Below are 13,409 nucleotides of genomic sequence, written 5' to 3'. Positions count from 1 at the left end.
CATTAAAAGAACAACGACTAATGTAAGATAAAAAACTGATGGATATTAGCTATCCATCAGTTTGAGTTCTATTTATAAATCACGAGCAACTAAAGTTAAAATGTCGTAGGTTGCGACAAGTTCACCATGTTGGTTTTTGACTTTAATATCCCACACCACAACGCCATGAGCAGGCTGAGACGGGTCTTTTTGAGGTTTAGGCGTTTTTTGCTTACAGGTGAGTTCAACCTGAATTGAGTCACCAATTTTAACTGGTTCAACAAAGCGTAAGTTGTCCATACCGTAGTTGGCAATCACAGGGCCTTGTGCTGCATCTACAAATAGACCAGCTGCGGCCGATACAATGAAATAGCCATGTGCAACGCGCTCACCAAAGAAAGATTCGGCAGCTGCAATTTTGTCGGTATGCGCATAGAAATAGTCACCGCTTAAACCAGCAAAGTTGACAATATCTGCTTCGCTTACTGTGCGACGTGCTGTTAATAAGCGTTCACCAATCACTAACTCATCAAACGACTTTTTAAATGGATGTACGCGGTCTTCGTTAACTTTTGAGCCAGCAGTCCACGAGTGGGTAATTTGCGTCAGACTATTTGGAGAACCTTGAATTGCGGTGCGCTGCATGTAGTGTTTAACGGCGCGAATACCGCCTAACTCTTCACCGCCACCTGCACGACCAGGTCCGCCGTGTACTAAATGTGGAAGTGGAGAACCATGTCCTGTACTTTCTTTTGCCGACTCTGCATCGAGTACATGGACACGGCCATGCCAAGGTGCAATTTTTTGAATAATCTGTTCAATATTTTCATCGTTATTTTTAACGACAGAAGCCACTAAGCTACCTTCGCCACGTGAAACAAGATCAGCCAATTCTTCAATTTTGCTATATGGCATGAGGGTACATACAGGACCAAATGCTTCTGTGGTATGCACATGTGTCGCTTGTAAAGGTTGTTCGCAGAGCAATAAAGTTGGAGCGAAAAAAGCACCTTTTTCAGGATGATCTGCATTAAATGTAAAGCTATCGTTACCACCAAAAACAATTTTTGCATCTTTGCTGAGTTCGGCAACTTTTTCTGCAACGTCATGTTTTTGTTTAATGCTCGCTAAAGCGCCCATGGTGGTTTCTTCTTTTTGAGGGTCACCCACCACAACTTTAGCAAGTTTGGCAGTGAGCTTCTCTTGCACGATAGCTAACAAATTTTCAGGAACAAATGCACGACGAATTGCGGTACATTTTTGGCCTGCTTTGGTGGTCATCTCACGGAAGACTTCACGCACAAATAAATCGACAGTTTCTTCATTTGCCTCAGGGCTTAAAATCGCACTGTTTACTGAGTCGGCTTCCATGCTAAATGGAATCGAATATTTATTGAGGTGAGGGTGGTTACGTAGTTTTTGACCTGTGTAAGCAGAACCTGTAAAGGTCACGCAGTCTTGTGGGCCTAAGTGGTCGAACAAGTCATAAGTTTGACCACAAATCAGTTGTAGCGAACCTTTTGGTAATACATGGGCTTCTTCAATGGCTTTTACAACCGCTTGAGTTAATTGAGAGCCATCGGTTGCAGGTTTAACAATACATGGCACACCTGCGAGTAGAGTTGGTGCAATCTTTTCAAGCATTCCCCAAATTGGGAAGTTAAATGCATTAATGTGAACGGCAACACCTGCTTTAGGACTTAAAATGTGCTTAGCACCGAAAGTTCCATTTTTAGATAATTGAATCCAGCTGTCTTCAGTAATAATTTTCTCGTCATTGAGTTCACGACGAACCAGACTCGAATAAGCAAATAACGTCTGGATACCACCTTCAATATCAATCCATGCATCTTTACGAGTTGCACCTGTCGCATAAGCAAGCTTATAGAACTCTTCTTTACGCTCAAGTAAATATTGAGCAATTTGTTTTAACGCATTTGCACGTTGGTGAAACGTCCAGTTAGCCAGTTCTGAACCATTTTGTTTGGCATATTGAACAACACGTTTCATATCAATGCTATGACTACTTACGGCATAAATCGATTCACCTGTAATGGCATGATAAACAGGACGTAGTTCTTCACTCGTCGAATGCCATGTTCCATAGACATAAGAAGCAAGATGAGACAGTTGATGTTCAGGCTGCTGAAAATCTGTGTCAGTTGAGGTTCCTTCTAGATGTGCTTGTTCAAGCATGACCAAACTCCTTTTTTATGTGATACATCAATTATAAAAATTGCAAAAATATGATTCATAATTTCAGATTAATTTGTTTAAAAGTCAACTTTATTTTGATTTTTAAAAGTAAAAAGATTTTTTATTTATAATTAAATTTTATTTATTTCAAATGTTTATTGTATTTTTGTGGGTCTAATTTAATTTGATACTAAAAAATAGGTTGACTTTGTTTTTAGTGTATCGAAAAATAGATTTAAGGGTGATACCTACAGGGAATGAAAGAATGGAAAACAACTACCAGAAATTTGAACAAAATATTGCCAATGAAATTACGATCGAGGCTAAGGATCAAATGCCCGATGCCTACCGCAAAACATTGATTCGTCAAATTGGGCAACATGGCCATTCTGAAATTGTAGGTATGTTGCCTGAAGGGAACTGGATTACTCGTGCGCCAACTTTAAAACGTAAAGCAGTTTTATTGGCGAAGGTACAAGATGAAGCGGGTCATGGTTTGTATCTATACAGTGCGGCAGAAACCTTAGGTGCTGACCGTGATGACATGATGGAAAAGTTGATTGATGGAAAAATGAAATACTCATCAATTTTTAACTATCCAACTTTGACTTGGGCAGATGTCGCTGCAATTGGTTGGCTTGTCGATGGGGCAGCTATTGTGAACCAGGTTGCGCTTTGCCGTACCTCTTACGGGCCATATGCACGTGCAATGGTACGTATTTGTAAAGAAGAAAGTTTCCATCAACGCCAAGGTTTTGAAGCCATGATGGCTTTAGCAGGTGGTACACCAGAACAAAAACAGATGGCACAAGATGCGGTAAATCGCTATTGGTGGCCAGCACTGATGATGTTTGGTCCAAGTGACGAGCATTCTCCAAATAGCGCGCAAAGCATGGCATGGAAAATCAAACGCTTTGGTAACGATGAATTACGTCAAAAGTTTGTTGATAACACTGTGCCGCAAATTTTACAGCTTGGTCTTGAAGTACCAGATCCAGATTTAAAACTGAATGAAGAAACAGGTCACTACGAGTTTGGCGAGATCGACTGGCACGAATTTAATGAAGTGATTGCCGGACGTGGTCCATGTAATCACGAGCGTATCGAAGCACGTCGTAAAGCATGGGAAAACGGCAAATGGGTTCGTGATGCAGCAGTGGTCTACGCAAAAAAACAGCAGCTTGAAGCGAACAAAGTGGCTTAACAAGATTTATGGAAAAATTTGAGGAAATCAAAATGGAAGATAAAAACAACTGGTCGCTCTACGAAGTATTTGTACGTAGTAAACAAGGCTTAAGCCACCGTCATGTAGGCAGCTTAAGAGCACCCGATGATGAAATCGCACTGCAACATGCTCGTGATGTTTATACACGCCGTAATGAAGGGATTAGCATTTGGGTCATTCGTTCGGAAATGATTAGATCTTCACAACCAGATGAAAAATCTGAATTTTTCGATCCGTCATTAGATAAAGTGTACCGCCACCCAACTTTCTACCATATCCCAGATGGCATTGAGCATATGTAAGGAAGAATGGAAATGAATAATACAGTTTTATCTAAATTCTTATTACATATTGGTGACAGCCAACTGGTTTTATCGCAGCGTTTGGCCGAATGGTGTGGGCACGCACCTGAGCTTGAAATTGATATTGCTTTAGCAAATATCGGTTTGGACTTGTTAGGTCAGGCGAGAAACTTTCTGACTTTAGCTGGGCAGTATGATGAGGCTAAGCGTGATGAAGATCAGCTTGCGTATTTCCGTACAGAACGTGAATTTCTAAACCTACTGTTGTGCGAACAACCCAATGTCGATTTTGCACAAACGATTGTACGCCAGTGGTTGATGGATCATTACCACCTTCATTTATTGACTGCTTTAACACAGAGCTCGCTTCCAGAAGTAAGTGCGCTTGCTGTCAAATCTTTAAAAGAAGTGAAATATCACATCCGTTTTTCGACAAGCTGGATGGAGCGTTTAAGTTTAAGCACGGATGAAGCTCACCAACGTGTGCAAGACGGTTTAAATAATTTATGGCGCTTTACCGCTGAGTTATTTGAACTTAATGCAGACGAACAAGCATTAGTTGCACAAGGCGTGATTCCAGATTTTTCAAATGAAAAAGAACAATGGGATAAAACCATTGCAGATGAGCTTAAGCGTTTTGAATTAAATGTTGCTGTGAACGGTGCTTATCGCCGTGGTGCAAAACAAGGATTGCATACTGAGCATTTAGGTTATTTGTTGGCTGAAATGCAAAGTATTCAAAGAACTTATCCGGGCATGACCTGGTAAGACAAGGAGGTGAGCCATGCAAATGATTCGTCATTGCATCGACCAATGTTGGGATGTTCTACAAACGGTAAGTGACCCTGAAATTCCGGTTTTATCTGTTGTGGATTTGGGCATGATTCGCGGTGTAGAGATTAACGATCAACAAGAAATCATTGTTCGTCTAACTCCGACATATAGCGGTTGTCCAGCAACAGATATGTTGAAAGCACAAATTGCTGAAGCCTTTACCGCAGAAGCTTTGACACCAGTCAAAGTGATGGTTGATTTGTCAGAAGCATGGACCACCGACTGGATGTCTGAAGCGGGTAAAAAGAAACTGCAAGTCTATGGCATTGCACCACCTGAAGGGTTGGCGCATCAATGTGGGACTCACGTTCATTTAAAAGATGGTGTCGAGTGTCCACGTTGTAAAAGCCGACATACCCGACTGTTAACAGAGTTTAGTTCTACCGCCTGTAAAGCACTTTATAAATGTCAGGACTGTCTTGAGCCTTTTGATTACTTCAAATGTATTTAAGTCTTTAGATAAGGAAATCAGCCATGAGCCAATTTGTACCATTAAAAGTAAAAAGTATTACGCCTCAAACCGATCAGGCAATTTGTATTGCATTTGACGTTGTACCTGAACAACAAGAACAATTCCAATTTCAACCGGGGCAACATTTAACCATTCGCCATTTAACTGAAGCTGGTGAAATCCGCCGTTGTTATTCAATTTGTAGCTATGCAGCAAAAGAAGACATCAGTATTGCGGTTAAAAAAATTGATCAAGGACAATTTTCAAACTGGGCAAATGACCATTTAAAAGTGGGTGATGTGCTTGAAGTGATGCCACCACAAGGTGTGTTTTTTCAAAAAGCAGCCAAGCTGGGCGGACAAAACTATTTAGGGGTTGCTGCGGGCAGTGGTATTACTCCAATTTTATCGATTGTTAAGCAAGTTTTATTTGAACAACCTGAAGCTAAATTTACGTTGCTCTATGGAAACCGTTCATGGAAACAAACCATGTTTGCCGAGCAAATTATGGATTTGAAAGATCAGTTTAAAGAACGTTTTCAGCTCATCAATATCTTTTCTCGTGAGTTCAACGATAGTGAACTCATGAACGGTCGTATTGATGAAGAAAAGCTTAAACGGCTTTTTGATTTTGATGTACTTGAAACAAGTTTTGACCATGTTTTTGCCTGTGGTCCAGATGAAATGATGAATGCCGTAGAAAGCACTTTGCCAAACTATGGTATTGCAAAAGAAAAAATCCACACCGAACGTTTCCATACAGGACAAGCGCGTAAACGTAGCGCTGAAGCTGATGCAAATCGTAAAGAAGAAAAAGTAAACATCATTTTAGATGGCCGTGAACTAATTGTTTCTGTGGCTCAAGACGATGAAAGTATTCTTGATGCGGCTTTGCGTGCGGGTGCTGACTTGCCGTATGCCTGTAAAGGTGGGGTGTGTGCGACTTGTCGTTGTAAAGTTGTTTCTGGTGAAGTCGATATGTTCCTTAACTATAGCCTTGAAAAAGACGAAGTTGAAAAGGGCTATGTGCTTAGCTGTCAAACCTTACCGAAAGGCTCAAATGTTCGTTTGAGTTTTGATGAGTAGAGACAGTCATGCAAAAGTTAATCAAAGCCAGCACAGCAACTGACGGTGTTTTGTTATTAACACTAAACCGCCCAGAAAAAAGAAATGCTTTAAACAATGCAACATTGCAGTGTTTATGCGATTTGCTCGAAGAAGCTGAACATAATGTTCAAGTCAAAGCAGTGGTTTTAACGGGTAACGCTCAATGCTTTGCGGCTGGAGCAGATCTTAGCGAGCTGGCTGCAATGGACGCCGTAACTTTGCAACTTGATATTCGTCCGAAGCTTTGGCAAAAAATTGATGCGTTTAGTAAGCCACTGATTAGTGCAGTCAATGGCTATGCCTTAGGCGCTGGGTTTGAGCTGGTTTTACATTCGGATATGGTGATTTGCGGTGAAAATGCCCGTTTTGCGTTACCTGAAATTGGCCTTGGTATGTTACCGGGTGCAGGTGGAACACAGCGTTTAGCTCGCTTGGTTGGGCAGCAACTTACCATGCGCTGGGCCATGACAGGTGAAATGATTTCGGCAAAACAGGCAGAGCAACACGGTATTTGCAGTCAGGTTATCCCGACTGAATTAACTGTTGAATATGCGGTTCAACTTGCAGCCAAAATTGCGAAACAAGCGCCTTTAGCGATTCGCGTGATTAAACAATCAATTAAAAGTATTCATGAAACGACTTTAAGTCAGGGACTCAAGTTTGAACGTCAAAACTTTGTCTGGCTGGCGGCTACAAAAGATCGAAACGAAGGGATTAATGCTTTCTTTGAGAAAAGAAAGCCAGTGTTTAGAGGTGAGTGATGGACTATCAAAATATTATTGCTGAAGAAAAAAATGGTGTTGGCTACCTGACATTTAACCGCCCAAAAGCACTGAATAGCTTTAATGTCGATATGCATCGTGAAGTGGCTGAGGTTTTAAACCTGTGGACCAAAAATCCAGATGTTCGCTGTGTGGTGATTAGTGGCGAAGGCCGTGGCTTCTGTGCAGGGCAAGATTTAGGGGACCGTGTAGTAGACCCAAATGCCGAAGCTCCAGATTTAGGATATTCCATTGAAACTTACTATAACCCGCTCATTAAAACGATTGTAAATATGCCAAAGCCTGTGATTTGCGCCGTAAATGGCGTGGCAGCAGGTGCAGGGGCAAATATTGCACTGGCATGTGATTTAGTGATTGCAGCCAAATCGGCAAACTTTGTACAAGCATTTTGCCGCTTAGGTTTGGTTCCAGACTCTGCGGGTACATGGTTTTTACCACGTGCTGTAGGCCATGCGCGTGCGATGGGTTTAACTTTGTTAGGTGACAAGCTCCCAGCAGAAACCGCAAAAGAATGGGGCATGATTTGGGATGTGGTTGAAGATGCTGAGCTTAAAACAAAGGTCACTGAACTCGCAGAACGTTTAGCGAAACAGCCTACTTTTGGTCTATCTCTTATTAAAAAAGCCATTCATCAATCAAGCAACAATACCTTTGAAGAGCAAGTGCTATTAGAGCGTGACTTACAACGTATTGCTGGTCGTTCAGAAGATTATCGTGAAGGTGTACAAGCCTTTATGAATAAACGCGAACCAAATTTTAAAGGGCGCTAAGCATGACAGATTTAGATTTATCTCGTGCTCGAATTGCCGTCATTGGTTCTGGCACCATGGGCATCGGTATTGCTCAGTTAGCCATCGTCAATGGGCACTCGACCATTTTATATGATCTGGACGCTCAAAAAGCGCAACAAGCAGTTGAGGGCTTGAGGCAGACTTTTAAAAAGCTGGTTGAAAAGAACAAGCTCACAGAGCAGCAAGCTGATGAAGCCTTAGCGCGTTTAACTGTGGTCAATCAAGTTGAAGCACTACGTGATGCCGGCTTAGTCATTGAAGCAGTTGTTGAGAAAAAAGAAGTTAAACAGTCTTTATTTAAACAACTCGCTGAAATTTGTAGTGCGCAAACCATTTTTGCAAGTAACACATCTTCAATTTCAGTGACGGCCATTTCGGCTGGCATTGCTCACCCTGAGCGCGTAGTGGGTTTACACTTTTTTAACCCTGCACCAGTCATGAAACTGGTTGAAGTTGTACAAGGCTTAAAAACCCCAAACAGCTTATGTTTGGCTTTAAAAAACTTGATGTTGGGCTGGAAAAAAATTCCCGTACTCACCAAGTCGACTCCTGGTTTTATTGTTAACCGAATTGCACGTCCGTTTTATGCAGAAGGCTTTAGAGCACTGCAAGAACAGGTCACCAGCTACGACCAGCTAGATTATGCATTAAAGCAATGCGGTGGTTTTGCGATGGGGCCGTGTGAACTCACAGACCTAATTGGCCAAGATGTTAACTTTTCGGTAACCCAAAGCGTTTATCAAGAGTTTTTTTACGAGCCACGCTACCGCCCAAGTCTGATTCAAAAAGAATTGGTCGATGCAGGAGCTTGGGGCCGTAAGTCAAAACAGGGCTTTTATCGCTATAGCGAGAAAAATCAGTACGAGACATTTCAACCTCAAGCTGTGGTTGCCAAGCCAGTTGATGCACATATTCAGCTAAAAGGGACTTGGTCTCAGCTACCTGCATTTTTAACGCGTTTAGGTTTAAAAAGCGGATCTGCGAGTGACGACAATATTCTTCAAATTGATGATATCGACTTACGTTTAAGCCAAGGTGAGTCAGCCAATATCCATTACCTGAGCCGTAAAGTGGTTTTAATGGATTGGCACCATGATTTTGAGCAGGCACAGGCTTTAGTACTCAGCCATAACGAGCTTTGTGAAGCAAGTGATCTGGCTAAAGTTGAGGCTTACTTTGCACAGTTTGGTATGAGCGTGATGTGGATTAAAGACCATCCGGCACTGTTAACCCTACGCACCATCGCTTTACTCATTAATGAAGCCTGCGAAGCAAGTTTACATGGTGTTGCGAGTCTGGAAGATATTGATAATGCCATGAAATATGGAGTGAATTATCCTAAAGGTCCTTACCAGTGGTTGACACAAATGGGCGGTGCTTATGTGCTCCAAACCTTAAATAACTTATATGCACTGTATGGAGAGGAAAAATATCGCGCGAGTATCTACCTCAAGCAATACGTAGCGAAAACTCAAAACATTGCTACTCAATATTCACGTGATATGACCGAATTTGCATAATCAGGAGTCAACATGGAAGACGTTTTAATTTGCGATTTTATTCGTACCCCAATTGGACGATATGCCGGTGCCTTAAGTGCAGTACGTGCAGATGATTTAGCTGCATTGCCCATCAAATATTTAAAAGATAAACACCCGAATTTACCGTGGAATACGGTAGACGAAGTGTTTTTAGGATGTGCCAACCAAGCAGGTGAAGACAACCGTAACGTTGCACGTATGGCAACACTGTTGGCAGGCTTACCTGAGACTGTACCAGCCATGACGGTTAATCGTTTATGTGCCTCGGGTCTAGATGCAGTAGGACTTGCTGCACGCTCAATTAAAGCAGGTGAAGCTCAGTTCGTGTTGGCAGGTGGTGTGGAGTCGATGAGTCGTGCGCCATTTGTACAAGCTAAACCGACCGAAGCGTTTAGCCGTACACCTGAAATTTATGACACCACCATTGGCTGGCGCTTTATAAATAAACAACTTAAAGCACAATACGGCACCGACAGCATGCCTGAAACTGCCGAAAATGTAGCTGAAAAATATCAGATTGGTCGTGAAGACCAAGATGCTTTTGCATTGCGTAGCCAACAAAAAACGGCTGCTGCACAACAAAACGGCTTTTTTAACGACGAGATTTTGCCTGTCGAGATTGTAGACCGTAAGAAAAATGTGAATGTAGTTAGCCACGATGAACATCCGCGTGAAACGACACTTGAAGCACTTGCGAAGCTAAAAGCACCTTTTAGAAAAGAAGGTGGTTCGGTGACTGCCGGAAATGCCTCTGGTGTAAATGACGGTGCTGCGTGTGTGTTAATTACCAACCGTGAATTTGCAGATACACATGGTTTAAAACCTTTAGCACACGTAATTGGCATTGCAAGTGCGGGTGTTGAACCCAAATATATGGGTATAGGTCCTGTTCCGGCTGTGCAGAAGATTTTAAAGCAAACAGGTTTAACGCTAGATCAGATGGATGTGATTGAGCTGAATGAAGCATTCGCAGCCCAATCTTTGGCTTGTATGCGTGAACTCGGTCTAAAAGATGACGATGAACGCGTTAACCCAAATGGTGGTGCGATTGCGTTAGGTCATCCGTTAGGTATGAGTGGTACACGTTTAGTGATTACCGCAACACGTGAGCTAAAAAAACGCGGTGGACGCTATGCACTTTGCACAATGTGTGTAGGTGTGGGACAAGGCGTCGCACTGATTTTGGAAAACTTAAATTAATTCAGACGGTTTTAAAAATTACATAATGAGGAGATAGGCGATGGACAGCCTTACAACGGATAATGTTGAACAATTAACACTTGCAGAGCTTAGAGAGCTGCAAACTAACCGGTTAAAACAAACCCTGACTTTTGTATATGAAAATAGTCCGGTCTATAAGAAAAAGTTCGATGAAGCGGGTGTACATCCTGATGACTTCGTGACTTTAGACGATCTGGCGAAGTTTCCTTTTACCACCAAACAGGATTTAAGAGACAACTATCCGTTTGGAATGTTTGCCGTACCGCAAGAGCAAATTGTGCGTTTACATGCATCATCGGGCACAACGGGTAAACCGACCGTGGTGGGTTATACCCAAAAAGATATTAATACTTGGTCGGACATTGTTGCGCGTTGTTTACGCATGGCAGGTTTAACCGCGAAAGATATGGTTCAGGTGGCTTATGGCTATGGACTATTTACAGGTGGTCTAGGTGCACATTATGGCGCTGAGCGCTTAGGTGCAACGGTTATTCCGATGTCTGGCGGCCAAACTGAAAAGCAAGTTCAGCTCATTCAGGACTTTAAACCGACTGCAATTATGGTTACACCATCGTATTGCGTGAGCATTATTGAAAAGCTCGAGCAACAATTTGGGACCGCACGTAATACGTCTTTAAAAGTCGGTATTTTTGGTGCCGAGCCGTGGACCAACGAACTTCGCCGTGAAATTGAAGAACGCCTCAATATTAAAGCACTCGATATTTATGGTTTGTCTGAGGTGATGGGGCCGGGTGTTGCAATGCAGTGCCTAGGTGAGGGCGAGGGATTAACCATTTGGGAAGATCATTTCTACCCAGAAATTATTAACCCTGAAACAGGTGAAGTCTGTAAAGATGGCGAACTTGGCGAGCTAGTCTTTACAACCATTACCAAAGAAGGCTTACCGATTATTCGTTACCGTACCCGTGATTTAACCCGATTACTCGCTGGAGAAAATCTGGCAATGCGTAAGATGGATAAAATTGTGGGCCGTAGTGACGACATGCTGATTATTCGCGGCGTGAACGTTTTCCCGACCCAAATTGAAGAGCAAATTTTGCAAGTTCCGCATTTAGTTCCAAATTATGAAATTTTGGTGACTAAAAAAGGACATATGGATACTTTGCATATTCGTACAGAGATGTGTCATAACTGTAATATACAGGCCAATCAACTTGCTCAGGAGTTGATGAAACGCATTAAAACCATGATTGGGATTAGCGTTACTGTAGAAGTTGTTACAGAAGCGACCTTACCTCGTTCGGAAGGAAAGGCAAAGCGGGTAATCGATATGCGTCAGATTGCTTAACATCAAGATCATTCAGGGTATAGAATCTATACCCTGAAACTAAACGCCAAGACATGAGTATGAGTGCAAAAATACAGCAAATAATTGATTCTGTTGTAAAGAATGAAACCTTAAGTGGAACTTCGCTTATTTCGACAATTTTTGGAGATTCAGTACTTCATCGGGGTGGAAACATTAGTCTTGCAAGCCTGATTCAGTTATTGGAACTTTTTGGTTTTAATGACCGCGCTGTAAGAACCTCTGTGTTTCGTTTAGTTAAAAATGATTGGTTATGTTCGGACAAAATCGGCAGAACCAGTTTTTATCGAATTACCGATTCGAGCCGTTCGACTTATTTGCAGGCCGAGCAACGTATTTATAACGACCAGATGAAAGAGTGGGACCATTATTGGGATCTTATCCTGATGTCTAGCCTCGACACTGAAAATAAAGCGTTGCTAAAGAAAGAACTTGAATGGTTAGGATTTGCCAATATTTCGACAAACTTAATGGCTTATCCGGGGTGTAACCGTATTGAACTGCAAGGGTTGTTGGTTGACTTAAATATGAGTGAGCAAGTGGTGGTGTTTAAAGCCGAAACATTGCAGCTCTTTAATAATTCGGTCGATACCATTGGCCGTATGCTCAGAACCAACTGGCCAATTGATGAATTACGCCAAAGATATCTACAGTTTCTCGATATTTTTAGAGAAATTGGCGTGTTGCTGATGCAGGAAAACGAACAACTCGAACCAGTTCAGGCCTTTCAAATTCGAACTTTGCTGATTCATTATTATCGACGGATTTTATTGAAAGATCCTGCATTGCCGCTTGAGTTGTTGCCAACTGACTGGCCAGCGATTAGTGCACGAACTTTATCAATGAATATTTATAAAAAAGTATTTGAACCTGCGGATGAATACTTCTTGTCTGTTGCCGCAACAGCAGAAGGACCAATGCCAAATGCCACAGCACATTATTGGCGCCGTTTCGGAGGTTTAGTGGCGACAAATGAGAGGTTAAATCATGCCTTGTTATAGTATTGACGGTGTTATTCCTGTCGTTAGCCCAGAGGCTTTTGTACATCCAACTGCTGTTTTAATTGGTGATGTGATTATTGAAGCGGGTGTATATGTAGGGCCATTTGCTTCATTGCGTGCCGATTTTGGTCGTATTCATATTAAGCAAAATGCCAATATACAAGATAGCTGCACCGTACATGGCTTTCCGCAAAGCGTGACTTTGGTTGAAGAAATGGGGCACATTGGGCATGGCACAACTTTACATGGCTGCCGCATTGGTAAAAATGTTTTGGTCGGCATGAACAGCGTAATTTTGGACTATGCCGAAATTGGTGAAAACACCATTATTGGTGCAAATAGCTTGGTCAAAACCAAAGATATTATTCCGGCAAATGTACTGGCAATGGGCAGTCCTGCCAAGGTTGCACGTGATTTATCAGAACAAGAAAAAAAGTGGAAAACCAGAGGCACGCAAGAATACATTGAGCTTGCACAGCGCTGCTTAAACTCAATGCAAGAAGTTCAGCCTTTAAGCTCAGAGTCAGATGACCGCCTGACCTATAAGGACTTTAGTTCTTCAAACTATCAGATTAAACAAGATAGTGTTTAACGGCTTTTAATCAGTCGATTTCAATACACATGGGTTTATAACACTTAAGGAATACTCGCAC

The 13,409-nt window shown here is 42.1% G+C and carries 13 protein-coding genes; 12 read left to right on the top strand and 1 reads right to left on the bottom strand.

What is annotated here, in order from left to right:
- Positions 1-72: 72 nt before the first annotated feature.
- Complete coding sequence (gene paaZ / locus MMY79_RS12895) at positions 73-2,175, bottom strand: phenylacetic acid degradation bifunctional protein PaaZ (RefSeq protein WP_252609139.1); 2,103 nt, start codon at positions 2,173-2,175, stop codon at positions 73-75.
- A gap of 265 nt (positions 2,176-2,440) precedes the next feature.
- On the opposite strand from paaZ, the gene paaA reads away from it, so the two are divergent.
- Genes paaA through MMY79_RS12835 form a run of 12 tightly spaced genes read left to right on the top strand, consistent with a single transcriptional unit; the run spans position 2,441 to position 13,348 of the window.
- A complete protein-coding gene (gene paaA / locus MMY79_RS12890) occupies positions 2,441-3,379 on the top strand; it encodes a 1,2-phenylacetyl-CoA epoxidase subunit PaaA (RefSeq protein WP_016138686.1) in 939 nt (312 codons plus the stop codon).
- A gap of 32 nt (positions 3,380-3,411) precedes the next feature.
- Positions 3,412-3,702 (top strand): 1,2-phenylacetyl-CoA epoxidase subunit PaaB, encoded by a 291-nt coding sequence (paaB, locus tag MMY79_RS12885; RefSeq protein ID WP_016138685.1) that lies wholly within the window; start codon positions 3,412-3,414, stop codon positions 3,700-3,702.
- A 12-nt stretch (positions 3,703-3,714) separates the two neighbouring features.
- Positions 3,715-4,470, top strand: coding sequence for a 1,2-phenylacetyl-CoA epoxidase subunit PaaC (gene paaC, locus MMY79_RS12880; protein WP_252609136.1), 756 nt, complete (start codon positions 3,715-3,717; stop codon positions 4,468-4,470).
- Between the two features lie 16 nt (positions 4,471-4,486).
- Entirely contained in the window at positions 4,487-4,987 is a 501-nt protein-coding gene (gene paaD, locus MMY79_RS12875) for a 1,2-phenylacetyl-CoA epoxidase subunit PaaD (RefSeq protein WP_078224502.1), read from the top strand.
- Between the two features lie 23 nt (positions 4,988-5,010).
- Positions 5,011-6,072 (top strand): 1,2-phenylacetyl-CoA epoxidase subunit PaaE, encoded by a 1,062-nt coding sequence (gene paaE / locus MMY79_RS12870; protein WP_252609128.1) that lies wholly within the window; start codon positions 5,011-5,013, stop codon positions 6,070-6,072.
- Between the two features lie 8 nt (positions 6,073-6,080).
- Positions 6,081-6,854 (top strand): enoyl-CoA hydratase-related protein, encoded by a 774-nt coding sequence (locus tag MMY79_RS12865; RefSeq protein WP_252609123.1) that lies wholly within the window; start codon positions 6,081-6,083, stop codon positions 6,852-6,854.
- The gene (gene paaG, locus MMY79_RS12860; protein WP_252609121.1) at positions 6,854-7,645 is read left to right on the top strand and encodes a 2-(1,2-epoxy-1,2-dihydrophenyl)acetyl-CoA isomerase PaaG; all 792 of its coding nucleotides are present in this window, start codon (positions 6,854-6,856) and stop codon (positions 7,643-7,645) included. Before MMY79_RS12865 ends, paaG begins: the two co-directional genes overlap by 1 nt.
- Before the next feature lie 2 nt (positions 7,646-7,647).
- Positions 7,648-9,186, top strand: a complete 1,539-nt coding sequence (locus tag MMY79_RS12855) for a 3-hydroxyacyl-CoA dehydrogenase (RefSeq protein WP_252609119.1) — start codon at positions 7,648-7,650, stop codon at positions 9,184-9,186.
- Positions 9,187-9,198: 12 nt separating this feature from the next.
- Positions 9,199-10,407 carry a 3-oxoadipyl-CoA thiolase gene (gene pcaF / locus MMY79_RS12850; RefSeq protein WP_252609116.1) on the top strand — a complete coding sequence of 403 codons (1,209 nt, stop codon included), beginning with the start codon at positions 9,199-9,201 and terminating at the stop codon, positions 10,405-10,407.
- Positions 10,408-10,447: 40 nt separating this feature from the next.
- On the top strand, positions 10,448-11,737 hold the full coding sequence (gene paaK, locus MMY79_RS12845; RefSeq protein WP_252609113.1) for a phenylacetate--CoA ligase PaaK: 1,290 nt from the start codon (positions 10,448-10,450) through the stop codon (positions 11,735-11,737).
- 53 nt (positions 11,738-11,790) lie between these two features.
- Positions 11,791-12,756 (top strand): phenylacetic acid degradation operon negative regulatory protein PaaX, encoded by a 966-nt coding sequence (gene paaX / locus MMY79_RS12840; protein WP_252609108.1) that lies wholly within the window; start codon positions 11,791-11,793, stop codon positions 12,754-12,756.
- Positions 12,743-13,348 (top strand): DapH/DapD/GlmU-related protein, encoded by a 606-nt coding sequence (locus MMY79_RS12835; protein ID WP_005111259.1) that lies wholly within the window; start codon positions 12,743-12,745, stop codon positions 13,346-13,348. The genes paaX and MMY79_RS12835 overlap by 14 nt, the downstream gene beginning before the upstream one ends.
- Positions 13,349-13,409 lie beyond the last annotated feature (61 nt).

The organism is Acinetobacter sp. XS-4 (assembly GCF_023920705.1).
Classification (GTDB): domain Bacteria; phylum Pseudomonadota; class Gammaproteobacteria; order Pseudomonadales; family Moraxellaceae; genus Acinetobacter.
This window is presented reverse-complemented; position numbering and strand designations above follow the sequence as displayed.